The organism is Streptomyces sp. NPDC102279, from assembly GCF_044766365.1.
In the GTDB taxonomy this organism is placed as follows: Bacteria; Actinomycetota; Actinomycetes; order Streptomycetales; family Streptomycetaceae; genus Streptomyces.
Map to the genome: position 1 here is coordinate 422,069 of NZ_JBIWLU010000005.1, position 23,070 is coordinate 445,138.

The window sequence follows — 23,070 nt, forward strand, 5'->3', positions numbered from 1 at the left end:
ATGTCTGAAACAGCAACGACCAAAGCAATCCCGGACCAGGAGTCCGACGCGCACAGCAATCGCTGGAAGGCGCTCGTCTTCATCGCGCTCGCCCAGCTGATGGTGGTGCTCGACGCGACGATCGTGAACATCGCGCTGCCCTCCGCCCAGCAGGACCTCGGCATCACCGACGGCAACCGGCAGTGGGTCGTCACGGCCTACGCCCTCGCCTTCGGCGGTCTCCTGCTCTTCGGCGGCCGGATCGCCGACATCTGGGGCCGCAAGCGCGCCTTCGTCGTCGGCCTCGTCGGCTTCGCCCTCGCCTCCGCCCTCGGCGGCGCCTCCCAGAGCGGCGCGATGATGTTCGGCGCCCGTGCCCTGCAGGGTGTGTTCGGCGCGCTGCTCGCGCCCGCCGCCCTCTCGCTGCTCGCCGTGATGTTCACCGACGCCAAGGAGCGCGCCAAGGCGTTCGGCATCTACGGTGCGATCGCGGGTGGCGGTGGCGCCGTCGGCTTCATCCTCGGCGGTGTCCTCACCGAGTACATGAACTGGCGCTGGACCTTCTTCGTCAACATCCCCTTCGCGATCGTCGCCGCCGCGGGCGCGTACTTCGTCATCCGTGAGCCGAAGGGCGGCCGCAACCGTTCGCCGCTCGACATCCCCGGCGTCGTCCTGTCCACCCTCGGACTGGTCTCCCTGGTCTACGGCTTCACCCGCGCCGAGTCCGACGGCTGGAGCGACTCCGTGACGCTCGGCCTGTTCGTGGCCGCCGCCCTGCTGCTGGCCGCGTTCGTCTACACCGAGTCCAAGGTCAAGGCCCCGCTGCTGCCCCTGCGTGTCCTCACCGAGCGCAACCGCGGTGGCGTGTACCTCTCCCTCGGCCTCGCGATCATCGCGATGTTCGGCACGTTCCTCTTCCTGACCTACTACCTGCAGATCGTGAAGGGCTTCTCGCCCATCTCCACCGGCTTCGCCTTCCTGCCGATGGTCGCGGGCATGATCACGGGCTCCACGCAGATCGGTGCCCGCCTGATGACCCGGGTCGCACCGCGTCTGCTGATGGGTCCCGGCTTCCTGGTCGCCGCGGTCGGCATGCTGCTCCTGACGCAGCTGGAGATCGGCTCCTCGTACAGCACCGTGGTGCTGCCGGGTCTGCTGCTCCTCGGCCTCGGCATGGGTACGGCGTTCATGCCGGCCATGTCCCTGGCCACGTACGGCATCGAGCCGCGTGACGCCGGTGTCGCCTCCGCGATGGTCAACACCTCGCAGCAGGTCGGCGGCGCGATCGGTACGGCCCTGCTGAACACGTTCGCCGCCTCGGCGACGACCGCGTACATCACGGACCACATCGCCGGCGCCACGTCCCCCGCGCAGCAGAAGCTGGTGCAGGCGCAGGGCGCGGTCCACGGCTACAGCATCGCGATCTGGCTGGCCGTCGGCATCCTCGTGCTCGCCGCGGGCATCGCCTTCACCCTCATCAACACCGGCCGTCCGGACGCCAACATGGTCTCCGGCGCCGGCGAGGGCGCGGAGGACGAGCTGAAGGTGCCCGTCATCGCCCACTGACGGCACCGACTCACTCCGGTTCTTCGGGACTTCGCGTACGGACGCGGGGTGGGGACGCCTCGTCCGTACGACTCCGGGGACTGCCCCGGCTCCCAGCACAGGGAGCCGGGGCAGTCCCGCGTCCGGAGCGGCGCTCTAGCGCAGCCAGGGCAGGTCCGCCCCCGCGTCCTTCGGCTGCAGCCCCTCGGCGATGATCCTCATGGCCTCGCCGAAGGCCTTCTGCTGGTCGGGGCCGAGCCGGTCGAACAACGCCTGGCGTACGGCGGACACATGGCCCGGCGCGGTACGCCGCAGCACCTCGTAGCCCTCGTCGGTCAGCACCGCGAACTGACCCCGCTTGTCGGACGGGCAGTCCTCGCGCCGCACCCAGCCGCTCTTCTCCAGCCGGGCGACCGCGTGCGAGAGCCGGGACCGGGTGATCTTCGCGTTCATGGCCAGCTCGGTCATCCGCAGCCGGCGGCGCGGGGCCTCGGCGAGCTGGACGAGCAGGCCGTAGTAGATGTGCGGCATGCCCGCGTCGCGCTGGAGCTGGCGGTCGAGATGGTCCTCGAGGAGGGTCGTGGCGTGCATGTACGCGCGCCAGATGCGCTGTTCCTCGTCGGTGAGCCAGCGCGGCTCTTCAGCGGGAGCGGATGCCGTGTTCATGTACTCCACTGTACGAGCCCCTTCTTGAAAATTAAACAAACCGGGCGTAGCCTCGGCCAAGAACTTGAGAGTTTAAGCAACTGCTTCAAATATCAAGCATCGCGCCGTACGATCGAGTGTGAACCCGCTGGAGGGAGCCGCCATGTCAGCCGCCACCGAGGAGCGCCCCGCACCGGAGCGCATGCCCGCCCTCTATCTGAGCCACGGCGCCCCGCCGCTCGCCGACGACCCGGTCTGGCCCGGTCAGCTCGCCGCCTGGTCCGCGGACCTGCCCCGCCCCAAGGCGATCCTCATGGTCTCCGCCCACTGGGAGGAGGCCCCGCTCGCCCTCGGGGCGACCGAGACGGTCCCGCTCGTCTACGACTTCTGGGGCTTCCCCGAGCACTACTACCAGGTGACCTACGCGGCCCCCGGCGCCCCGCGGCTCGCCGAGTCCGTACGGAAACTGCTGCGCGCGCCCGGCACGCCCGTGCAGGACATCCCGGACCGAGGGCTCGACCACGGCGCGTACGTCCCGCTGGTCGAGATGTTCCCCGAGGCCGACATCCCGGTGCTGCAGGTCTCCCTGCCGACGCTCGACCCGGTCCGGCTCTTCGAGATCGGACGCAAGCTGGCGCCGCTGCGCGACGAGGGCGTGCTGATCGTCGGCTCCGGCTTCTTCACCCACAACCTCGCGGCGCTGCGGCACACCGGCGGGGGAGTGCCCACCTGGTCGAGCGAGTTCGACGACTGGGGGCACCGCGCGCTGGAGACCGGCGACGTGGACGCGCTGCTCGACTTCGAGCGCAAGTCCCCCGCGGGCCGCCTCGCCCACCCGCGCACCGAGCACTTCGCCCCGCTCTTCGTGACCATGGGCGCGGCGGACGCGGCCGGCGAACTGGACGGGCAGCGGTCCGTGATCGACGGGTTCTGGCTGGGAATGGCGAAGCGGTCGGTGCAGTTCGGCTGAGTGCGGGGAGCGCCCGCGGGGGGCCGGGCCGGAGTCGGAGAGCCGCGGTCCCGCCCGGTGTCACGGGGTGAGGTCCTTCTCGTACCAGGCGACGTCCCAGTAGCGGTCGAACTTGCGGCCGACCTCGCGATAGGTGCCCACGTGGTGGAACCCGAAGCGTCCGTGCAGCCGCACGGACGCTTCGTTGGGCGGCACGATCCCGGCGTAGGCCCGGTGCACGTCCTCGGTCGCGAGCGCCGCGAACAGGGACTCGTAGAGGAGCGTGCCGACGCCGCGGCCCCCGGCGTCCGGCGCGACGTACGCGGTGACCTCGACCGAGGTCTCGTACGCGGGCTTCACGCGGAAGGCGCTGGATGTGGCGTACCCCAGAATCGCCTGTGAGTCCGTGTCCGTGGCAACCATCAGGCGGTGCCGTCCGTCTTCAGGGTGGGAGAGCAGCCACGGCCGGCGTTCCTCCGGCGTGAAGGTGACCGTGTCGAAGGTGACGGGCGTCTCCCGCACGTAGTGGTTGTAGAGGTCGGTGAGGGCGGCGAGGTCAGCGGCGACTCCTGCCCTGACCTGCACCTCTGTACGTTCCGACGGCATCTGCCCTCCCGTGTGGTGCGACAGGGTACTGCATGATCAGAAAAATCCAGGGGCGCCTTGGGAATTCTGTCCTGATTCCAGTCGTTGTTTCCTTCGGATGCCGGGCACCCGGAATGGTGAACGGAAGTCCAGGACCACCCGCAAGCCCACCATCGCAAGGGAGCACGCATGGCAACCCGTGCCGTCGCCCGTCGTAAGTCCGCCACCGGCGAGACCACCGACGCGGCACGCAGTGTTCGCGCCGTTGGCGGCGAGATCGCCGATCGCGACCTGGTCGGCATGTACCTCGACGAGATCGCGCGTACACCGCTGCTCGACGCCGCCAAGGAAGTCGAGCTGTCCCAGGTCATCGAGGCGGGTGTGTTCGCGCAGCAGATCCTCGACGGCGAGGCGGAGGCCGAGGCGGCCGCCTCGCGTGAGGAGCTGGAGGCGCTGGTCGCCGACAGCGAGCGCGCGAAGGACGTGTTCATCCGTTCGAACCTCCGTCTGGTCGTGGCCGTGGCGCGCCGTTATCCGCGCAGCGGCCTCCCCCTGCTCGACCTGATCCAGGAGGGGAACGCGGGCCTGGTGCGCGCGGTCGAGAAGTTCGACTACCGCAAGGGCTTCAAGTTCTCCACGTACGCCACCTGGTGGATCCGGCAGGCCATCACCCGTTCCATAGCCGACCAGTCGCGCACGATCCGCCTCCCCGTCCACCTGGTCGAGGAGCTGGGCCGGATCCGTCGCGTGCAGCGCGAGTTCAACCGTGAGAACGGCCGGGAGCCGGAGCACGCGGAGATCGCCGCCGAGCTCGGCTCGACGCCGGAGCGCGTGGGCGACGTCCTGGACTGGGCGCGCGACCCGGTCTCGCTGAACATGCCGGTGGACGACGAGGGCGAGACCCAGTTCGGCGACCTCCTGGAGGACACCTCGGCCGTGTCCCCCGAGCAGTCGGTCCTCACCCTGCTGCGCAGCGAGGAGCTGGACGACCTGATCGGCCGCCTCGACCAGCGCACGGCTTCCATCATCAAGATGCGGTACGGCATCGACGACGGCCGGGAGCGCACGCTGACCGAGGTCGGCAAGGAGCACGGACTGACCCGCGAGCGCATCCGTCAGATCGAGAAGCACGCTCTGCTCGAACTGAAGAAGCTGGCGCGCGACACCGGATTCGACGCGGCGGCGTGACCCGTGCGAGGGTGCGGGACGTGCCCGTGACGAGCGGGGCGAGCTGCGCGAGTGCGCCGTACGGGTTCACTCGCGGACGGGGTACGAGACCCCGCTCGCCCGGTTCGCGCAGGGGCACGCGTGCCACGTTGGCCACAAGTCGACCAGACATGGCCATGTAAGACCGCTTCAACCTGCTGGGCTCAGGGAACAAGACTTCAGGGCCCAGAGTTCAGGGCTCCGTCCGGGCGGACGTGAGACGCCCCCCAAGAACCGAGTCCCGACGCACACCCCCCCCGCGCCGGGACTCTCCCAGAGCCGGGCTCCGGCGCCTTCCCCCCCCTGGCGCCGGGGCCCGGCTCCACTTCTTCGTCCGGTGGTCCGGCGAGCGAGAGCTTCGAGCCGGGGTCCGAGGGGTGCCGCGTGGGTTCCGGGCACGAGGGGACGGGCCACCCCGGACCTGAACCCCGGGGTGACCCGGATGGCAGATTCTGCCACAGCGGCATAGCCTGCCGTTCGTGAGCGGTAGTGAACGTGAGGCACGCGCCTCGACCGGCCGAGCGGGCTCCGGCACCGCCTCCGACCCCGCCGAGCGGGCGGCCCTGGAAGGCCCCTCGCTCGTCGAGCGGCGCAAGGCGGCCACCCGGATGGAGATCGCCCGGGCCGCCGCTGGTCTTTTCATGCGCAACGGGTTGCGGGCCACCCGCGCCGAGGACATCGCCCGCGCGGCCGGAATCGCACCCCGCACCTTCTACCGGTACTTCGCCGCCAAGGAGGAGTCGCTCGGCCCGCTCTTCGCCGCCGGTGCCCAGCGCTGGGCCGAGGCGGTCCGCGACGCACCGGCCCCGCTGCCCGTTCCCGAGGCGCTCCGGCACGCTGTTGTCTCCACCCTGACCCCGGGCGTCGGTGTCCGGTACGAGTCCCTCGACTGGGTCCGTTCCCTGCTGAGGCTGGCCGAGGCGAACCCGGCCCTGCTGCGGGTCTGGGGCGAGGCGTGCCAGACGGCGGAGCGGACGCTCGCGACGGTGCTGGCGGCGCGGACGGCAAGGACGGCGGGGGCAGCGGCCGAGGTGAGCGAGGCGGGGACACCGGGCGAGGGACGCGGTCGGGTGGCGGCCGAGGGCTCCGGGGCGCCCGGGCTTCCGGCCGTCGCCGATCTCGACGCCGGGCTGCGGTTCACGGCCGCCGTGGCCAGCGCGGCCGTCCGCGTGGCCGTCGAGGCCTGGGCGGCGGGCGACGCGACCTCCGACGGACCGGCCGGCCCCGTCGCCCTCGCGCTGCGCAACCTCGAAGCGCTGGACGACTTCCCGTGGAGCATGCGAACGGGGCGATGAGCGGCCGGGCGGGCGGGTCAGCCGCCCTCACGTCCCTCACGTCCCCCACGTAAGGCGTCAGTCCCCGGCGCCGCCCGCCGCGCGGCTCAGTCGGGCACCCAAGTCCCTTACGTAGTCGGCCAGTTCCCTGGGCTCATGGACCGTGAACTCGCAGTCGACCATCGCTATCCGTACCGCCAGCCACTCCACGGAGTCGCCGGAGGAGGCGCGGAGCCGGCAGGTGTGCTCGTCGACCGGTTCGGGGGCGCCGAGCCAGGCGGGCAGGCGTGCGGTGACGAAGTCGGCAGGCGCCGCGAAGGTGACGTCGAAGGCGTACGTCTCCTGGCGCCGGTACACCGACTGGCGCAGGTACTCGGCGGCGCTCCCGGTCGGCAGCTCGCGCGGCGCGAACCGGGCGCCGGTCGCGACGGGTTCGGAGACGCGGTCGACGCGGAACGTCCGCCAGTCCTCGCGGTCGAGGTCGTACGCGACGAGGTACCAGCGGCGGCCGGTGGACACCAGCCGGTACGGCTCGGTCAGCCGCCGCGACGCGGTTCCGTCCCCCGAGCGGTAGGCGAACCGCAGCCGCTCCCGACCCGCCACGCTCGACGCCATCACGGTCAGCGTCTCGGGGGCGATGCTCGCGCCGTCTCCGCTGGTCAGCGGTGTCGTCGCGGCCTGGAGCGTGGACACGCGGTGCCGCAGCCGGGACGGCAGCACCTGCTCCAACTTGGCGAGTGCCCGTACGGACGCCTCGTCCACGCCCTCGACCGCGTGACCGGCACCGGCCCGCAGGCCCACCGCGATCGCCACCGCCTCCTCGTCGTCGAGGACGAGCGGCGGCATCGCCTTGCCCGCCACCAGCCGGTATCCGCCGTCGGCGCCCTTGCTCGCCTGCACCGGATAGCCCAGCTCGCGCAGCCGGTCGATGTCGCGGCGAACCGTGCGCCGGGACACCCCCAGCCGCTCGGACAGCTCGCCGCCGGGCCATTCGCGGGGCGTCTGGAGGAGGGAGAGGAGTTGGAGGAGCCGCGCCGGGGTGTCCGTCGTCATGCCCTCCAGGGTGCCGTACAAGTAGGACACGATCTGACCTAATGGGGGACTAGCTTGACCGCATGACCTCCTCCACCGAGTCCTCTGCGACAGAGACCTCCGATCTTCCCGGCGGCCCGGCCGTCGGCACCGCGGCCGACCGGCGGCGCTGGTTCGCCCTCGCCATCGTGATGACCGCGGCCTTCATGGACCTGGTCGACGTCACGATCGTCAACATCGCGATCCCCTCGATCCAGCGGAACGAGCAAGCCACGTTCAGCCAGATCCAGTGGATCACCGCCGGATACGCGCTGGCCTTCGCGGCGGGACTCATCACCGGTGGGCGACTCGGTGACATCCACGGCCGCAAGCGGCTCTTCCTCCTCGGCATAACGGGCTTCACCATCGCGTCCGCGCTGTGCGGCTTCGCGGTGAACCCGGAGATGCTCGTCGCCTCGCGCATCCTGCAGGGCGCCATGGCCGCGATGATGGTGCCCCAGGTGCTGTCGATCGTGCACGCCACCTTCCCCGCGCACGAACGCGGCAAGGTCTTCGGCCTGTTCGGCGCGATCGTCGGCCTCGGCGCCGTCTCGGGCCCGCTCCTCGGCGCGCTGCTCACCGAGTGGAACCTCTTCGGCCTGGAGTGGCGGCCGATCTTCCTCATCAACCTGCCCGTCGGCGTCGTCGCGCTGATCCTCGGACGCCGCTTCATCAGCGAGTCCAAGGCCCCGCGCGCCCTCAAGCTCGACCTGGTCGGCGTCGCCCTCGTCACCCTCGGCCTGCTGATGCTGCTCTACCCGCTGACCCGCGGCCGTGAGCTGGGCTGGCCGCTGTGGGGGTACCTGTCGATGGCCGGCTCCGCGGTCGTGTTCGCGGCGCTGGTGGCGTACGAGAAGCGGAAGGCGGCGCGGGACGGTTCGCCGCTCGTCGAGCTGTCGCTGTTCAAGGTGAAGAGCTTCGCGGCGGGCATCGCCGTGCAGACCGTCTTCGGTATCGCGCTCGGCATCTTCTTCCTGGTCTGGACGCTGTACATGCAGGAGGGCCTCGGCTGGAGCGCGCTGCGGGCGGGGCTCACCGGAGTGCCGTTCTCGATCGCGGTCTCGGCCGCGGCGGGCATGTCCGTGCAGCTGCTGGTCCCGCGCTTCGGACGCAAGGTGCTCCAGGCGGGCGCCCTGCTCATGGCGCTCGGAGTCCTGCTCTACATCTGGGAGTCCGACCGGTACGGCATGGACATCGCCTCCTGGCAGATGGCCCTTCCGCTGGTGGTCATGGGCGCGGGCATGGGCTTCATCGTCGCCCCGCTGACGGACGCCGTGCTCTCGGAGGTCCCGCGGGAGCATGCGGGCTCGGCGTCGGGTCTGATCAACACCGTGCAGCAGATGGGCAACGCGCTCGGCCTCGGCCTGGTGTCGGTCGTCTTCTTCGGCGAGATCGGCGACCGTCTGACCCTCGCCCAGGTGGGCCCCGCCTTCGCGAACGCCTTCCAGCACGCGCTGGGCTGGGTCGCCGCGGTCCTGGTCGTCATCTTCCTGGTGATGTTCGCGCTGCCCAAGAAGCCCGCTCAGCACGTCGAGGGCGTGGAGGACGAGGTCGTGACGGGAGAGGCCGACCCGAAGCAGCCGGAACTCGTCGGCTGAGAGGGCTGAAAGAGCTGACCCTCGCGTCGGCCAGCCGAAGGGGCCCGGCACCTCAGGTGCCGGGCCCCTTCGGGCTTCCCTCCGGCGAGCCCCGGCTGCCCGCGGCCCTCGGCCGCTCGCGAGCCCAGGCCGCCCGTGAACCCCGGCTCCCTCCCGTGCGCCCGGCCGCCCGACCTCCACGCGTCCTCTCGATGTCCGTTCATGCCCGAACCCAGCCCGAACCTGTTTACTTGTCGGACATTCGCGCGTAGCCTCCGTGCGAAACCACAGGTTCGGACATCAGGCGGAGGCGAACGGACATGTACGCACCGGAGCGGCAGCAGGAGATCCTGCGGCTCGCCCGTGACGGCGGCCGAGTGGACGTCCTGTCGCTGGCCGACACGTTCCAGGTCACCGCGGAGACCATCCGGCGGGACCTGAAGGCGCTGGACCGGGCCGGACTGGTGCGCCGGGTGCACGGCGGCGCGATCCCCGCGGGCCGCCTGGACTTCGAGCCGGACCTTGCCGAGCGCGAGTCGACCGCCGCCGGCCAGAAGGACCGTATCGCCGAGGCCGCGATCGCCGAACTGCCGCACGACGGCACGGTGATCCTGGACGCCGGCTCCACGGTCGCCCGGCTCGCCGCGTCCCTCCCGCTGGAGGCGACGCTCACCGTCGTCACCCACAGCCTCCCGATCGCCGCCCGTCTCGCCGACCACCCCGGCGTCCAGCTCCACCTCGTCGGCGGACGCGTGCGCACCCGGACGCGTGCCGCGGTGGACGCCTGGGCGCTGCGCGCGTACGCCGAGATCCGCGCCGACGTCGTCTTCGTCGCCGCCAACGGCTTCTCGCCGACCGGCGGACTGACCACGCCCGACCTCGCGGAGGCCGCCGTCAAGCGCGCCGCCCTGCACGCCGCACGCCGGGTCGTCCTGCTCGCGGACTCCTCCAAGAGCGGCCAGGAGCACTTCGCGCGCTTCGGCGACCTCGGCGAGGTGGACCTGCTGATCACCGACCGCGGGCTCGACCCCGAGGACGCCTCCGCCGTCGAGAGCGGCGGCACAGAAGTGCTCCGCGTCTAGGGCCTGTCGTCGGACCCCATGGAGTGCGGCACGTCGTGCCGAGAGCCGAGAGCCGAGAGCCACGTGCCGAGAAACGAGAGCGCATGATCCTCACCGTCACCCCCAACCCCTCGTTGGACCGCACGTACGAGGTCCCGGCGCTCGACCGCGGCGAGGTCATCCGGGCCACCGGGGAACGCGTGGACCCGGGCGGCAAGGGCGTGAACGTCTCGCGAGCGGTCGCCGCCGCAGGACGGCACACGGTCGCCGTCCTGCCCCTCGGGGGCGCCCCCGGCGCGCTCGTCGCCGAACTCCTCGCCGCCCAGGGCATCGAGGTCGCTCCGGTCCCGGTCGCCGGGGCCACCCGCTCGAACATCTCGGTCGCCGAGCCGGACGGCACCCTGACGAAGATCAACGCGCCCGGCCCCGACCTCTCCGCCGCCGAGGCCGAACTCCTGCTGGAGACCGTCCGCCGCGCCTACCGTCCCACCGACACCGGCTGGATCACCTGCTGCGGCAGCCTGCCCCGCGGACTCGCCCCCTCCTGGTACGCCGAACTCGTCGCCCGGGCCCACACGGCGGGCGCCCGGATCGCCCTCGACACCTCCGGCCCCGCGTTCCTCGCGGCGCTGCGCGAGCGGCCGGACGTGGTGAAGCCCAACGCCGAGGAACTCGCCGCGGCGGTCGGCCGTCCCCTCGCCACGGTCGGCGACGCGGTCAAGGCGGCCGAGGAACTGCGCGAGATGGGCGCGCGCGCCGTGCTCGCGAGCCTGGGCGCCGACGGGCAGGTGCTCGTCGACGGCGCCGGCACCTGGTTCGGCAGCGCCCGCGTCGACACCGTACGCAGCAACGTGGGCGCCGGTGACTCCTCGCTCGCCGGGTTCCTGATCGCCGGGGGCGGCGGGCCGCACGCCCTCGCCTCCGCGGTCGCGCACGGCGCCGCCGCCGTCCAGCTCCCCGGCAGCGTGATGCCCGGCCCCGACGACCTCGCCCCGGACACCGTGACCGTCACGACGGAGATCCCGGAGTCCCGCCCCCTGACGGAGCCGGTGTCATGACCGGCCCCGCCCCCGCCGAACCGCGCACCCCTGTCCCCACCCCCATCCCCGTCCCCCTGTCTGTCCCCGTCCCCACGTCCGTCCCCGCCCATGACTCCCCCCGGGCGATACGCGTGCGAAGGAGCCCGCGATGAGCGAGATGATCACCGCGGACCTGGTCGATCTCGACCTGTCCGCCGACACCAAGGAGGCGGCGGCACGTGCCCTCGCCGAGCGCATGGCCGCCCTGGGCCGGGTCACCGACCTGGACGGTTTCCTGGCCGACGTGGCCGCCCGCGAGGCCCAGATGCCGACCGGCCTGGACGGCGGCATCGGCATCCCGCACTGCCGCAGCGAACACGTCACGGAACCGACGCTCGCCTTCGGACGCAAGACCGCCGGGATCGACTTCGGCGCACCGGACGGTCCCGCCGACCTGATCTTCCTGATCGCCGCTCCGGCGGGCGCGGACGACGCCCACCTCACCATCCTGTCGGCGCTCGCCCGGCAGTTGACGAACGCCGAGTTCACCGCCGCACTGCGGGCCGTGGACGACACGCAGACCGCGGTGGCGCTCATCCGCGGCGACCGGTCCCCGGCGCCCGAGGACGTCCCCGCACGCGCCGAGAGCGCCGAGCGGCCGAAGGCCTCCGCGCCCTCGGCCGAGGCGGCGGCCTCCGCCGAGGGCGCCGCCTCGGCCGAGGGCGCCCCGGCACCGGGCGCCACCGCCGCTCCGGCGAGCCGCCCGTTCCGTGTCGTCGCTGTCACCTCCTGCCCCACCGGCATCGCGCACACCTACATGGCGGCCGAGTCACTGGAGAACGCCGGCCGCGAGGCCGGGGTCGAACTCGTCGTGGAGACGCAGGGATCCGCCGGCTTCACCCGCCTCGACCCGGCGGTGATCGCGGCGGCGGACGGTGTGGTTTTCGCGCACGACGTGCCCGTACGGGAGAAGCAACGCTTCGCCGGAAAGCCGACCGTCGACGTCGGTGTGAAGGCGGGCATCAACCGGGCCGCCGAACTCGTCGCCGAGGTACGGGAGAAGGCCGCCCGCGGTGAGGTCACCGCCGGACCGGTCCCCGGCACGCCCGTCGAGCGCACCGGCGAAGCCGGCGAGGGCTACGGCACCCGGCTCCGCACCTGGCTGATGTCCGGGGTGAGTTACATGGTCCCGTTCGTCGCCGCGGGCGGTCTGCTCATCGCCCTCGGATTCGCGATCGGCGGCTGGCAGGTCAACAAGGCACCGTCCGTCATGGACCACTTCGTGTGGACCCAGGCCGACAGCTGGGGCGCGCTGCTGTTCCAGATCGGCGGCGTCGCCTTCAACTTCCTGATCCCGGTCCTGGCCGGCTACATCGCCTACGGCATGGCGGACCGGCCCGGCCTCGTCCCCGGCTTCGTCGGCGGCTCGATCGCCCTCACCATCAACGCGGGTTTCCTCGGCGGACTCGCGGCGGGCCTGATCGCCGGCGGCGTGGTGATGGCGATCCAGAAGGTCCGCATCCCGGCGGCGGTGCGCGGCATCATGCCGGTGGTGGTGATCCCGCTCATCTCCTCGGCGGTCGTCGGGTTCCTGATGTTCGTGGTGATCGGCAAGCCCATCGCGTCCGCCCAGAAGGGCATGACCGACTGGCTGAACGGCCTCACCGGCACGAACGCCGTCCTGCTCGGCGCCCTGCTCGGCCTGATGATGTGCTTCGACCTCGGCGGCCCGGTCAACAAGGTCGCCTACACCTTCGCCACCGCCGGGATCGCCGTCGCGAACCCCGGCGACTCGGCGATGAAGATCATGGCGGCCGTGATGGCGGCGGGCATGGTCCCGCCGCTGGCGATGGCCCTCGCGACGACCGTGCGAGCCCGGCTCTTCACCCCGACCGAGCGCGAGAACGGCAAGGCCGCCTGGGTGCTGGGCGCCTCCTTCATCACCGAGGGCGCGATCCCCTTCGCCGCCGCGGACCCGCTGCGCGTCATCCCCTCCGCGATGGCGGGCGGCGCCGTCACCGGTGCCCTGTCGATGACGTTCGGCGCCACGCTGCGTGCCCCGCACGGCGGCATCTTCGTGGTTCCGCTGATCGGCAATCCGTTCCTCTACCTGATCGCCATCGCCGCCGGTGTCGGCGTCAGCACCGCTCTGGTCGTCGTCCTGAAGGGCCTGCGCAAGCAGTCGCCGACGGGTACGGGCGTCGAGAGCGCCGGCACCACCGCGGCGCCCCCGGCCGGTTCGAAGGAGCCGGTCGCGGCCTGAACCGCCCGTCACAGTGCCCCTTTGGGGCAGCTGTGAGGCGTTCACCGCTTCTGCGAGATGCGTCACGGTCCGGGGCCAAAGTCCCGGACCGTGGTGTCTACTGGGGCGCATGCCCGAGCACGTGTCGATCCTCCAGCTGACCGGCGTGGCGTTCCTCGCGCTGGCGACCGTCGTCTGGGTCGTCGGCCTGGCCCGCCTGCTGCGCGGCGGTCCTTCCGGCGCCGTGGCGCCGCAGCCCGGCGATGCGCTCCGGGCACTGCCCGGTCAGCGCCGCTCCGGCCCCGACTCGGAATCCGTGGAACTCACTCCCGAGGAACGTGCCGCCTTCGCGCGCCTGGTACGGCAGTTCAGCGACAGCCGTCCGTAGGGCGGGCCCGCGGGGTCACCCCACGGTCAGCCGAGTCGGGCCGCGCGCCGCTCCATGGCGTCCCGCGCCGCGTCCTCCGTCGCGTACACCTCGCACATGTGCCGGCGGTCCGGTGTCGCGGTGTGCTCGACCTCCCACAGGGAGATCTCCCGCCCGTCCCGCAACAGGAACGCGTGCTCGTACAGCGAGAAGGACAGCCCCGCCTGTCCGGTGCGTCCGGGGCGGCCGAAGGCCTGGGTGATCTGGTGCGCGAACGCCTCCGTCAGCAGCAGCGCCGAGAGCTCGGCGTCCGGCCCGTCCGCGTTCTCCGCGCGCCGCAGGAGCCGACGCACGTGATCGGCGGAGGCGTCGGGCACGTACGTGTGCCGGGGCTCCGGAATCGACGACAGCTGTACGAACGCGGGCAGTTCGAAGTCCGGCGCGTCCGGCGGGAGAGCGAGCCGGGCCGTGGCCGCGCGCACCTCTTCCTCGTCGATGTACACCTCGTGCTGTGCGTCGCGGCCGACCGCCGTGTTGTGCACGAGCTCCCACAGCGTGACGGCGGAGCCGTCGGAGAGCAGCCACGTGTGCCGGTACGTCTCCCGGTGCAGTCCGGCGCTGTGGTGCGCGGAGTGCAACGAGCTGTCGTGCGCCAGCGCGCAGTCGAGAAGCCGTATCGTCTCGTCGGGCAGCTCGAACGAGTTCAGGGCGCGGCCCAGAAGCCTTTCGAGATGCTCCTCCGGAGACTCGGGCGACTCGGGTGGTTCGTACGCTGCTGTCTCGTACGGAACGCTCAAGGTTTCTCCCGGCGTTGCTGCATGTCACCTTGTGGGTGCATACCGTAGCCCCTCGGTCGGACATCATGTCCGCGAACCGAGAAAACGTACGGACGGAAAACGGGCGGACCGCGCGGGGAGTTCCCGCACGACCCGCCCGTCCCTCAAAAGGCCCTCGTCAGACGGCACTTCCGGTGGTCCAGGCACTCCACGACATGTTCCAGCCGTTGAGCCCGTTGTCCGGCGCGACCGTCTTGTCGGGGGAGTTCCTGACCGTCACGACGTCCCCGACGAGTGAGTTGTCGAAGAACCACTTGGCGGGAGTGGCGCCCTGCGTGCCCTGCTCGTCGGCGAGACCGACACAGCCGTGACTGGTGCCCTGCCGGCCGAAGGGCGCGTCCCCGCGGCTGTACCAGTAGTTGCCGTGGATGAACGTCCCCGACGCCGTCAGACGCATCGCGTGCGGCACGTCGGGGATGTCGTACTCGCCGCCGTACCCGACCGTCGAACCGTTCATCCGCGTCCGCGCGAACTTCTCCGAGATCACCATCTGCCCGTTGTACGTGGTGTGCTCGGGGCTGCCCGCCGAGATCGGCACGCGCTTGACGGTCTTTCCGTCCCGTACGACCGTCATCGTCTGGGTGTTCACGTCGACCGTGGAGACCTGGGAGCGGCCGACGGTGAAGGTGACGGTCTTCTTCTGCACCCCGTAGACGCCGTTGGCGCCCTCGACCCCGTCCAGGTCGATCTTCATGCTGACCTTGGAGCCGGCCTTCCAGTACTCCTCGGGCCGGAAATCGAGGCGCTGCGCCCCGAACCAGTGGCCCACGACCCGCTGGCCGCTGCTGGAGGTGACCTCGATGTGCGACTGGACGGTCTTCTTGTCGCCGATCGCCTTGTCGAAGGTGAACGACACCGGCATGCCGACCCCGACCGTGGCCCCGTCGTCCGGTGCGTACGTGCCGATGAAACTGTTGCTCGAAGAGACCGTGGTGAAGATCGAGTTGGCCGCCGCGGTCCGCCCGTCGGCGTCCTTCGCCGTCGCCGAGATCTGGTACTTCGTGCCCCGCTCCAGCTGCTGCTTCGGCTTCCATGAGCCGCCGTTCGCCGCAACCGCCCCCGGCACGGCCGTCCCGGTCCCGGCGACCGTCATCTTCACGTCGGTCAGCCTGCCGTGGCTCACCTTCACGCCCGTCGCGTTGATGGACGCGCTCGTCGAGCCGTCCTTGGCCGAGATGACGATCCGCGCCGTGGACGTCCGGGCGGAGTTCTCGCCGCCCTTGCCGTCGTTTCCGCCCGTGGTGTCGGCGCTGGCGTCGCCTCCGCAGGCGGTGAGGGTGAGGGCGCCGATCATCAGGGCGGCACAGGCCCCCAGTGCGCGTGCTGTCCTGTTCGGCGTTGTCACGGCTGCTCCCCGTTGTCGTCGTCTGCGGCGTCCGCTGCGGTACGGGGTGAAAGAGCGAGCGGCGCCGTGAGGGGTTCCCGTCGACTCGGGCCGGGGACCGTCACGTGACAGAACCAGGACAATCGCCCAGCCCAGAAGGCCGGACACCCCCGGGGCCCGCCGTCCGCCTCAGGCCCTACCCCCTTCCGTAGAGCTCCTCGTACGACGGCCACGCCCCGCCCGGTCCGTCCACCGAACCGGCGGCGCGCACGGCCCGCACGATGGCGCGCGTCACCACGTCCGCGCCCGCCGCCAGGATCTCGTTCAACGCGAGCGGGTTCCCCGTGTCGAGCGGACGGGCGCCCGTGGCCAGCGCGAACACCGTGTCCCCGTCGTTCAGCAGATGCACCGGCCGCACGGCGCGGGCGATCCCGTCGTGCGCCGTGCCCGCGAGCTTCTGCGCCTGCGCGCGCGTCAGTTCGGCGTCGGTCGCGACCACGGCCAGCGTGGTGTTCAGCGGCGGCGGCGCGTTCTTCGCGGCGGTCTCCGCGAGCCGCCGCCGAGCGGCCTGGTGCACCGGCGCGGCCGGATACGCGGCACGTCCCCCCATCAACTCCCCGTACAACGCGCCCGTCTCCGGTTCCACCACCGAACCCGCCGCGTTGGCCACCACCAGCGCGCCGACCGTGATGCCGGACTCCAGCACGACGCTCGCCGTCCCGACCCCGCCCTTGATCTCTCCGACCACCGCCCCCGTCCCCGCGCCCACCCCTCCCTCGGGCACCTCGGCGCCCGGCTCGCTCGCGTCCGCCGCCTCGACCGCGGCCCGTCCGGTGGCCGCGTCCGGCCGGCACCGGAAACCCCCGCCCCGGCCCAGGTCGAAGACACAGGCCGCGGGAACGACCGGCACGACGTGCAGCGGATCGAGGCCCACCCGCACGCCTCGCCCCCGCTCCTCCAGCCAGGCCATCACGCCCGACGCCGCGTCCAGCCCGTAGGCGCTGCCGCCGGTCAGCACCACCGCCTCGACCTTCTGCACGAGGTTGCGGGGATCGAGCGCGTCGGTCTCCTTGGTGCCGGGCCCGCCGCCCCGCACGTCCACGGCGGCGACCGCACCGCCCTCGGGGGTGAGGACGACCGTCGTCCCCGTGAGCCACCCGTCGCCGGTACGCGTCGCGTGTCCCACCCGAAGACCGGCCACATCCGTCAGAGCGTCAACTGTCATGCGCCCAGTGTTCCCCGGCCCCGGCCCCGGGCAGCGGCACCGGAGGACCTCGACTCCCGCGTGCCTACGCGTTCGCCGTCGCCTCCCGCGCCACCATCCGCGCCGTCAGCACCACACCCAGAGCCACGGCCAGCGCCGCGACGATCCCCGCGGCGGGCACCGCCCAGTCGCCGAGGAAGGTGCACAGGATGACCAGCAGGGCGGTGGTCGGCAGAACGAGCTGCTGACCGATGCCCACCTTGAAGTAGCGGGAGTGCAGCACCCACACGGCGAGGAAGTACAGCGCGGTCGGCAACGTCACCGCGGCGGACGCGGCGAGGGTCGAGATGTGTGCCGCGCCGACCGCCTGCTCGACCGCGACCTCCAGTCCGGCCCCGATCGCGGCGGCCGACGCGAAGATCAGATAGTGCCCGTACCCCCACAGGAACGCCTGACCGCTGGTCCGCAGGTGGCCGTGGATCGGCACCACGAAGTAGATCCACCAGGCGGAGAACACGATCAGCAGTCCGCCCGCCGCGATCGGCAGCAGCTCGCCCAGCGCGTCGTGCTCGTCCACCGCCGACTTCACCGCGACCGTGGCAGCGGCGATCGTCTCGCCCAGCACGATGATCGTGAACAGCCCGAACCGCTCGGAGATGTGGTGCGGGTGCCAGGACGTCGGATGGTCCTTCTCCGCGAACAGGGGGACGCACAACTCGGCGATCGCCACGACCAGGAACACCCAGGGCCGGCCCGCCTCCGGCGTGAACAGCAGGCCGAGCCAGCCGATCTGGCAGAGCAGCACACCGCCCGCGTACCGCAGCGCCATCGTTCTCTCGGCGCCCTCCGTGGACCGTGCCACCCGCAGCCACTGCGCGATCATCGCCAGCCGCATGATCACGTAGCCGATCCAGACGACCAGGAAGTCATGGCTCTCGAACGCCTTCGACACCCCGGCGGCGAGTACCAGCACGCCCGCGATCTGTACCAGCGTGACGACCCGGTAGAGCACGTCGTCGTTGTCGTACGCCGACGCGAACCAGCTGAAGTTCATCCACGCCCACCAGATGGCGAAGAAGATCATCGCGTAGTTGAGGATGCCCTTGCCCGCGTGCCCCTCCGCCACGGCGTGCACCAGCTCGGCGCCGGCCTGGGAGATGGCCACCACGAAACACAGGTCGAAGAAGAGCTCCAGCGGCGACGCCACCCGGTGGGCCTCGTCGCGCCCGCGGGCGGTCATTCTGCGCAGGGGCCGACGGCCCGCGGGCCGTGCCGCCGCGGTGGACTCGGGAGTGGAACGGGAGGTCATGCGGTCAAGCACAGCAGAAAAGCGGCGCGAATTCGTGTGAAGACGATCTCCGGTGGCCGTGGCGCCGAAGTCCCCCGTACGGCTTCGGGCCGGGCCGCCGCCGCCCGCGACGTACTCTGGAGGCATGAGTACCGCCCCCGCCTCCGAACCGCGCGATCCGAAGCCGGCGCTGGTCTTCGACGACCCGCTGAGCCAGCAGTCCTCGGACGACACGGACCGCGGATGGGGAGAGCAGGCCGACAGCACCGGTGACAGTGCCGCCGACCTGAAGCGCTTCCTCGACGAGAAGCCGCCCCACCACATCTGAGCGCGGCCCGGGGGCCCCGTCGTCAGCTTTCGCGGTGGCCGTTGCCCCGCTGGGCGACCAGCGCGTCGCGGATCTCCTTGAGCACCTCCAGCTCGGTCACGTCCATGACTTCCTGGGTGCTCTCCTTCGCCTTCTGACGGGCGGCCTGCCGGGCCAGGAACTTGGCCATCGGCAGGACCATCAGGAAGTACACGACGGCAGCCGTGATCAGGAAGCTGAGCGTGGACCCCAGCACCGAACCCCACATGATGCGGATGCCCTTGGCGTTGTCGCCGGTGCCGGTGCACGGGGCCTGCAGACAAGAGTTGTAATTGTCGAGGTTCTTCGTCCCGATGGCCCCGACCACCGGGTTGATGATGCCCTTCACCACGGAGTTGACGATGTTGGTGAAGGCTGCACCGATGACGACCGCGACGGCCAGGTCGATGACGTTGCCGCGCATCAGAAAGGCCTTGAAGCCCTCCCAGACGCCGGGTTGCTGCTTCTCGCTCACCAGGAGGCCTCTCTGCACAAGTCGTGGAACAAGCAGCTCCGAAACCTACGGCAGGGCCTGCCGGGCGTGTCCAATTGGGGCGCTCCGGCGAGGGACTTGACACGGTTTCTCCCTTCATCGCAACGTCACCGCCAGTCGTGACGTCGTGCCCGCGCCGGCCAGCCGCACGGCCGTCGGGCGGGGCACGGCGAGGACCACCAGCGCCCCGGTCTCGGTGGCGCCGACGTCCGGAACCTCGGTGACCCGCGCACCGGTCGCCACCACCCGCACCGCGCCGCCGCTGTCCGCGGCCACCACGTCCACGCGGTCACCGGGGTGCAACAGCCCCACCGTCGCGCCATCGGCGATCCGGACCGGGGCCGTCACGGTCTGGACCGGGCGCGTCCCGCGAGCGCGCGCAGGATCGGATCCGGCGGAGGCGACGATCGAACCGGTGGGCGGAGCGGGCGCCGGGTGTCCGCGCGCCCCTTCGGCGTCCTGCGGACCGGCCGCCACGAGCGCGGCCGCCGTCATCGCCAGGCCCGCTGCGATCGCCCGCCTCCGGTGCCGCACGAGGCGCCGCAGTCGGTACCGCCCACCGCGCACGTGGACCGGCGCGAAGAGCGGCACGGCGCACGTCGGAGGAGCGTCCGCGCCGGGCGGACGGTCGAGTCCCGTGTGCTGCGCGTGCGAAGCGCGTGTGCGTCGGGGCGGTACTGGTTGCTGTGATCGCGGAGGGGGCGATGCCGTCTGCTGCGGCTGCCGCGGGAGCTGCGCCTGCGGGACGTGCTGAGCGGCGCGGGTGTACTGAGCCATGGAGACCACCACCTGTGACGAGGGACCGGCTTGCGATCCCACGATGAGGCCTCGCGGCGCGGCCCGCCGGAGCCGGTGGACCGTCGACGGATTGTGGACAACTCCCTCACCCGAACGGGAGGTTCCACCGCGCCCCGCCCCGCCCCGCCGCGTCCCGCACCAGCCCAGCCCGCCCCGCCCCGCAGTGTGCAGCGATCGAAGCCGTCGGACGCCGGGCACCGTCCGGAAGGTTCTGCCTGTCGGGGGCCGGCCCCACCGTCCAGCAGGCTCACGGGTGTCACCGCGAAGAGGCTCACCGGTGTCACAACCCGTGAGCCTCTCCGCACGTCACCGTCCCGGATGCCCAGAGGCTCAGAGGACGGATGCCCAGAGGCCCGGAAGCCGGGGGGACCTGGAATTCCGGAGACTGGAATTCCGGAGACCTGGCTCCTCACAACGGCACCCCGCCAGGATCCGCCCCGAAGGCCCCGAAGGCCCCGAAGGCCCCGAAGGCCCCGAAGGCCCCGAAGGCCCCAAGGCCCCGAAGGCGACGCCTACGGCAGGTCGAACCCCGGGTCCATCCCGCCCAGGGCCGTCGTGCACAGGCAGTCCCGTGTGCCGTTCTCCGGGAGCCCCGCGACCGCGTCGAAGAGCACGCCCCGCAGCCGGTCCACGTTCGCCGCGAACACCTTCAGCACGTCGTCGTGGGAGACACCCTCGCCGCTCTCGGCGCCCGCGTCCAGGTCGGTGACCAGCGTCAACGACGTGTAGCAGAGCTCCAGTTCGCGGGCGAGCGCCGCCTCCGGATGTCCGGTCATGCCGACCACCGACCAGCCCTGTGCCTGGTGCCAGAGGGACTCGGCGCGGGTGGAGAAGCGGGGCCCCTCCACGACGACGAGGGTGCCTCCGTCCACCGGCTCCCAGTTCCGGCCGCGCGCAGCCTCCAGGGCGACCTTGCGGCCGACAGGGCAGTAGGGGTCGGCGAGGGAAACGTGCACGACGTTCGGCACCGAGCCGCCCGGCAGCGGCAGCCCGTCGAAGTAGGACTGGGCCCGCGACTTTGTACGGTCCACGAACTGGTCCGGGACGAGCAGTGTGCCGGGCCCGTACTCCTGCCGCAGACCGCCCACGGCGCAGGGCCCGAGGATCTGGCGCGCGCCGACGGAACGCAGGGCCCACAGGTTGGCCCGGTAGTTGATGCGGTGCGGCGGCAGGTGGTGGCCGCGGCCGTGGCGGGGGAGGAACGCGACTCGCCGGCCGGCGATCTCGCCGAGGAACAGGGAGTCGCTGGGCGGCCCGTAAGGGGTGTCGACCTGGATCTCGGTCACGTCGTCGAGGAAGGAGTAGAAGCCCGAGCCGCCGATGACACCGATCTCGGCCCGGGCCGCCACCTGCTCTGTCGCCGGGCTCTGTGGGTTGTCCGTATTCGCCATGGACCGCACCCTAGCCGGGCCGGGGAAACGCCGAAGACCCCGTCGTCACAGGGCGACGGGGTCGGGCGTGAACAAGGCTTGAAAGGCCTCGCGGGGCCGGGGCGGTCGCCCTGGCCGGCCGGAGAGGTCCTAGGCGGCGGAGCTGCCGGCCGAGCCGGAGCCCGACGACTTCGAGTCCGAGGACGACGAGGACGACGAGCCTGACGTCGACTTCGAGTCGGACGACGCCGCGGTGGACGTCGACGGCTTGGACGCGGGCGAGCTGCTCGACGAGGAACCGCGGCTGTCATTGCGGTAGAAGCCGGAGCCCTTGAAGACAATGCCGACGGCCGAGAACACCTTCTTCAGGCGGCCACTGCAGTTGGGGCACTCGGTCAGGGCATCGTCGGTGAACTTCTGCACCGCCTCGAGGCCCTCGCCACACTCGGTGCACTGATACTGGTAGGTCGGCACTTGTCTTCCTCCTGGCACTCTCACTCAGTGAGTGCTAACGACGGTCCATAGTGACGTATTCCGCGGGATCAGTCCACTGTCACCGGCACTCGGTGACCGACGCCACGTGCGACCGTCCTGCTCGGGGCGCTCGTGGCGAGACGTGACCGCAGGGTCAGGAGTGTCGCCAGCGCAAGGACCGTACCGGCCATCGGCACCAGGAAGCCGGCACCGTCCCACGCGTGGTCCTCCAACTGGCCGGCGACCGTGACAGCCGCCGCCTGGCCGAGCGCGACCGCGCCGGTGAGCCAGGTGAAGGCCTCGGTGCGGGCGCCCTGCGGGACCAGGCTCTCGACCAGGGTGTAGCCGGTGATCAGGGCCGGGGCGATGCACATGCCGACCAGGAGGCCGATGCCCGAGAGCACGACCACGGAGGGCGCGGCCCACAGTCCGGACGCGGTCAGCGCGAGGGCGGCGTACCCGACGAGGAGCCGCCGCTGCGGGGCGACCTTCCAGGCGACGGCGCCGCAGACGATGCCGGAGACCATGTTGCCCGCCGCGAAGACGCCGTACAGGACGCCGTTCAGGCCGGGCTTGCCCATGGACTCGCTGAACGCGGCCAGGGAGACCTGCATGCCTCCGAAGACGGAGCCGATGCCCAGGAACGTCACGATGAGGACGCGCACGCCGGGGACGCGCAGCGCGGAACCGTGGTCCACGCGCGTGTGCCGGTCGGCGGAGACGGAGGGCTGGGTGCTCCTCTGGGCGGCGAACAGCAGGCCGCCGACGAGGGTCAGCGAGGCCTCCGTGAGCAGGCCCGCGGCGGGGTTGACGGCCGTGCACAGGGCGGTGGCGAGCAGCGGGCCGAAGACGAAGGTCAGTTCGTCCGTGACGGACTCGAAGGCCGCCGCGGTCGTCATCAGGGGGGAGCCCTGGAGCTTCACGCCCCAGCGGGCCCGCACCATGGGGCCGACCTGCGGAACCGAGGCGCCGGTGGGGACGGCGGCGGCGAAGAGCGCCCACAGCGGGGCGTCCGCCCATGCCAGCGCGGTCAGAGAGAGGCCTGCCACGGCGTGCACGAGGACGCCGGGCAGCAGGACGGCCCGCTGCCCGTGGCGGTCGGCCAGCCGCCCCGTGAAGGGCGCGAACAGGGCCATGGCGACACCGGTCACGGCGGCGACGGCGCCGGCCGCTCCGTATGAGCCGGTGGTGTGCTGCACGAGCAGCACGATGGAGATCGTCAGCATGGCGAACGGCTGCCGTGCGGCGAATCCGGGGAGCAGGAACGTCCAGGCGCCGCGGGTGCGCAGCAGCTGTCCGTATCCAGGACGGGAGGTGACCGTGGATGCCACGGCCCGTGCCTTTCTGCCGCCTGGTAGCGCGCCCGTGCGGGGGCGCCGAGAGCTGTCCTCTTGCGCGGATCTGCGGTAGATACCGG

Annotated in this window: 22 protein-coding genes; 10 read left to right on the forward strand and 12 right to left on the reverse strand. The window is 71.7% G+C overall.

Going from position 1 to position 23,070, the window contains the following annotated elements:
• Positions 1–1,545, forward strand: coding sequence for an MFS transporter (locus tag ACIRQH_RS14745; protein ID WP_358818023.1), 1,545 nt, complete (start codon positions 1–3; stop codon positions 1,543–1,545).
• A 135-nt stretch (positions 1,546–1,680) separates the two neighbouring features.
• Here ACIRQH_RS14745 and ACIRQH_RS14750 read toward each other — a convergent pair whose 3' ends face one another.
• Positions 1,681–2,190, reverse strand: coding sequence for a MarR family transcriptional regulator (locus ACIRQH_RS14750; RefSeq protein WP_355882998.1), 510 nt, complete (start codon positions 2,188–2,190; stop codon positions 1,681–1,683).
• A 142-nt stretch (positions 2,191–2,332) separates the two neighbouring features.
• Here ACIRQH_RS14750 and ACIRQH_RS14755 point away from each other — a divergent pair, with 142 nt between their 5' ends.
• Positions 2,333–3,139, forward strand: coding sequence for a class III extradiol ring-cleavage dioxygenase (locus tag ACIRQH_RS14755; RefSeq protein WP_358818024.1), 807 nt, complete (start codon positions 2,333–2,335; stop codon positions 3,137–3,139).
• 60 nt (positions 3,140–3,199) lie between these two features.
• Here the strand turns inward: ACIRQH_RS14755 and ACIRQH_RS14760 are convergent, their stop codons facing one another.
• Entirely contained in the window at positions 3,200–3,724 is a 525-nt protein-coding gene (locus ACIRQH_RS14760; RefSeq protein ID WP_388872576.1) for a GNAT family N-acetyltransferase, read from the reverse strand.
• A gap of 168 nt (positions 3,725–3,892) precedes the next feature.
• Between ACIRQH_RS14760 and ACIRQH_RS14765 the strand changes: the two genes are divergently transcribed.
• On the forward strand, positions 3,893–4,891 hold the full coding sequence (locus ACIRQH_RS14765; protein WP_358818026.1) for a sigma-70 family RNA polymerase sigma factor: 999 nt from the start codon (positions 3,893–3,895) through the stop codon (positions 4,889–4,891).
• A 626-nt stretch (positions 4,892–5,517) separates the two neighbouring features.
• The gene (locus ACIRQH_RS14770; protein WP_388872642.1) at positions 5,518–6,204 is read left to right on the forward strand and encodes a TetR family transcriptional regulator; all 687 of its coding nucleotides are present in this window, start codon (positions 5,518–5,520) and stop codon (positions 6,202–6,204) included.
• A gap of 57 nt (positions 6,205–6,261) precedes the next feature.
• On the opposite strand, the gene ACIRQH_RS14775 is transcribed toward ACIRQH_RS14770, so the two are convergent.
• Entirely contained in the window at positions 6,262–7,236 is a 975-nt protein-coding gene (locus ACIRQH_RS14775; RefSeq protein ID WP_358818047.1) for a YafY family protein, read from the reverse strand.
• Positions 7,237–7,298: 62 nt separating this feature from the next.
• Here ACIRQH_RS14775 and ACIRQH_RS14780 point away from each other — a divergent pair, with 62 nt between their 5' ends.
• The 5 genes from ACIRQH_RS14780 (at position 7,299) to ACIRQH_RS14800 (ending at position 13,541) form a co-directional block, all read left to right on the forward strand.
• A complete protein-coding gene (locus tag ACIRQH_RS14780) occupies positions 7,299–8,852 on the forward strand; it encodes an MFS transporter (protein WP_404226025.1) in 1,554 nt (517 codons plus the stop codon).
• 299 nt (positions 8,853–9,151) lie between these two features.
• Positions 9,152–9,913: a DeoR/GlpR family DNA-binding transcription regulator gene (locus tag ACIRQH_RS14785; RefSeq protein ID WP_388930714.1), complete on the forward strand. Its 762-nt coding sequence runs from the start codon at positions 9,152–9,154 to the stop codon at positions 9,911–9,913.
• Positions 9,914–9,996: 83 nt separating this feature from the next.
• Positions 9,997–10,950: a 1-phosphofructokinase gene (gene pfkB / locus ACIRQH_RS14790; RefSeq protein WP_388930715.1), complete on the forward strand. Its 954-nt coding sequence runs from the start codon at positions 9,997–9,999 to the stop codon at positions 10,948–10,950.
• A 130-nt stretch (positions 10,951–11,080) separates the two neighbouring features.
• A complete protein-coding gene (locus ACIRQH_RS14795) occupies positions 11,081–13,174 on the forward strand; it encodes a fructose-specific PTS transporter subunit EIIC (protein WP_404226028.1) in 2,094 nt (697 codons plus the stop codon).
• 109 nt (positions 13,175–13,283) lie between these two features.
• Entirely contained in the window at positions 13,284–13,541 is a 258-nt protein-coding gene (locus ACIRQH_RS14800) for a hypothetical protein (protein ID WP_358818028.1), read from the forward strand.
• A 26-nt stretch (positions 13,542–13,567) separates the two neighbouring features.
• Here the strand turns inward: ACIRQH_RS14800 and ACIRQH_RS14805 are convergent, their stop codons facing one another.
• The 4 genes from ACIRQH_RS14805 to ACIRQH_RS14820 all read right to left on the reverse strand — a co-directional run bounded on the left by ACIRQH_RS14805 (position 13,568) and on the right by ACIRQH_RS14820 (position 18,193).
• Positions 13,568–14,317: a DUF6227 family protein gene (locus ACIRQH_RS14805; protein ID WP_388872591.1), complete on the reverse strand. Its 750-nt coding sequence runs from the start codon at positions 14,315–14,317 to the stop codon at positions 13,568–13,570.
• A 157-nt stretch (positions 14,318–14,474) separates the two neighbouring features.
• A complete protein-coding gene (locus ACIRQH_RS14810) occupies positions 14,475–15,650 on the reverse strand; it encodes an Ig-like domain-containing protein (RefSeq protein WP_404226162.1) in 1,176 nt (391 codons plus the stop codon).
• A 226-nt stretch (positions 15,651–15,876) separates the two neighbouring features.
• A complete protein-coding gene (locus ACIRQH_RS14815) occupies positions 15,877–16,905 on the reverse strand; it encodes a P1 family peptidase (protein WP_404226031.1) in 1,029 nt (342 codons plus the stop codon).
• 64 nt (positions 16,906–16,969) lie between these two features.
• On the reverse strand, positions 16,970–18,193 hold the full coding sequence (locus ACIRQH_RS14820) for a low temperature requirement protein A (protein ID WP_404226033.1): 1,224 nt from the start codon (positions 18,191–18,193) through the stop codon (positions 16,970–16,972).
• Between the two features lie 124 nt (positions 18,194–18,317).
• Here ACIRQH_RS14820 and ACIRQH_RS14825 point away from each other — a divergent pair, with 124 nt between their 5' ends.
• A complete protein-coding gene (locus ACIRQH_RS14825) occupies positions 18,318–18,500 on the forward strand; it encodes a hypothetical protein (protein ID WP_081217781.1) in 183 nt (60 codons plus the stop codon).
• A 22-nt stretch (positions 18,501–18,522) separates the two neighbouring features.
• Here the strand turns inward: ACIRQH_RS14825 and mscL are convergent, their stop codons facing one another.
• The 5 genes from mscL to ACIRQH_RS14850 form a co-directional block, all read right to left on the reverse strand.
• Positions 18,523–18,993 carry a large conductance mechanosensitive channel protein MscL gene (gene mscL / locus ACIRQH_RS14830; RefSeq protein ID WP_404226035.1) on the reverse strand — a complete coding sequence of 157 codons (471 nt, stop codon included), beginning with the start codon at positions 18,991–18,993 and terminating at the stop codon, positions 18,523–18,525.
• Positions 18,994–19,107: 114 nt separating this feature from the next.
• Positions 19,108–19,788, reverse strand: coding sequence for a hypothetical protein (locus tag ACIRQH_RS14835; protein WP_404226037.1), 681 nt, complete (start codon positions 19,786–19,788; stop codon positions 19,108–19,110).
• Between the two features lie 533 nt (positions 19,789–20,321).
• Entirely contained in the window at positions 20,322–21,200 is an 879-nt protein-coding gene (locus ACIRQH_RS14840; RefSeq protein ID WP_388872601.1) for an S-methyl-5'-thioadenosine phosphorylase, read from the reverse strand.
• A gap of 129 nt (positions 21,201–21,329) precedes the next feature.
• Positions 21,330–21,653 (reverse strand): FmdB family zinc ribbon protein, encoded by a 324-nt coding sequence (locus tag ACIRQH_RS14845; protein WP_358818036.1) that lies wholly within the window; start codon positions 21,651–21,653, stop codon positions 21,330–21,332.
• 68 nt (positions 21,654–21,721) lie between these two features.
• The gene (locus ACIRQH_RS14850; RefSeq protein WP_404226039.1) at positions 21,722–22,984 is read right to left on the reverse strand and encodes an MFS transporter; all 1,263 of its coding nucleotides are present in this window, start codon (positions 22,982–22,984) and stop codon (positions 21,722–21,724) included.
• Between the last annotated feature and the right edge of the window lie 86 nt (positions 22,985–23,070).

Excerpts from the sequence above, each read along its gene's own strand:
- ACIRQH_RS14775 (WP_358818047.1), bottom strand. The coding sequence starts at position 7,236 with ATGACGACGGACACCCCGGCGCGGCTCCTCCAACTCCTCTCCCTCCTC.
- ACIRQH_RS14800 (WP_358818028.1), top strand. The coding sequence starts at position 13,284 with ATGCCCGAGCACGTGTCGATCCTCCAGCTGACCGGCGTGGCGTTCCTC.
- ACIRQH_RS14825 (WP_081217781.1), top strand. The coding sequence starts at position 18,318 with ATGAGTACCGCCCCCGCCTCCGAACCGCGCGATCCGAAGCCGGCGCTG.
- ACIRQH_RS14765 (WP_358818026.1), top strand. The coding sequence starts at position 3,893 with ATGGCAACCCGTGCCGTCGCCCGTCGTAAGTCCGCCACCGGCGAGACC.
- ACIRQH_RS14760 (WP_388872576.1), bottom strand. The coding sequence starts at position 3,724 with ATGCCGTCGGAACGTACAGAGGTGCAGGTCAGGGCAGGAGTCGCCGCT.
- pfkB (WP_388930715.1), top strand. The coding sequence starts at position 9,997 with ATGATCCTCACCGTCACCCCCAACCCCTCGTTGGACCGCACGTACGAG.
- ACIRQH_RS14745 (WP_358818023.1), top strand. The coding sequence starts at position 1 with ATGTCTGAAACAGCAACGACCAAAGCAATCCCGGACCAGGAGTCCGAC.
- ACIRQH_RS14780 (WP_404226025.1), top strand. The coding sequence starts at position 7,299 with ATGACCTCCTCCACCGAGTCCTCTGCGACAGAGACCTCCGATCTTCCC.
- ACIRQH_RS14820 (WP_404226033.1), bottom strand. The coding sequence starts at position 18,193 with ATGACCTCCCGTTCCACTCCCGAGTCCACCGCGGCGGCACGGCCCGCG.
- ACIRQH_RS14755 (WP_358818024.1), top strand. The coding sequence starts at position 2,333 with ATGTCAGCCGCCACCGAGGAGCGCCCCGCACCGGAGCGCATGCCCGCC.
- ACIRQH_RS14840 (WP_388872601.1), bottom strand. The coding sequence starts at position 21,200 with ATGGCGAATACGGACAACCCACAGAGCCCGGCGACAGAGCAGGTGGCG.
- ACIRQH_RS14815 (WP_404226031.1), bottom strand. The coding sequence starts at position 16,905 with ATGACAGTTGACGCTCTGACGGATGTGGCCGGTCTTCGGGTGGGACAC.
- ACIRQH_RS14835 (WP_404226037.1), bottom strand. The coding sequence starts at position 19,788 with ATGGCTCAGTACACCCGCGCCGCTCAGCACGTCCCGCAGGCGCAGCTC.
- ACIRQH_RS14770 (WP_388872642.1), top strand. The coding sequence starts at position 5,518 with ATGGAGATCGCCCGGGCCGCCGCTGGTCTTTTCATGCGCAACGGGTTG.
- ACIRQH_RS14785 (WP_388930714.1), top strand. The coding sequence starts at position 9,152 with ATGTACGCACCGGAGCGGCAGCAGGAGATCCTGCGGCTCGCCCGTGAC.
- ACIRQH_RS14795 (WP_404226028.1), top strand. The coding sequence starts at position 11,081 with ATGAGCGAGATGATCACCGCGGACCTGGTCGATCTCGACCTGTCCGCC.
- ACIRQH_RS14810 (WP_404226162.1), bottom strand. The coding sequence starts at position 15,650 with ATGATCGGCGCCCTCACCCTCACCGCCTGCGGAGGCGACGCCAGCGCC.
- ACIRQH_RS14750 (WP_355882998.1), bottom strand. The coding sequence starts at position 2,190 with ATGAACACGGCATCCGCTCCCGCTGAAGAGCCGCGCTGGCTCACCGAC.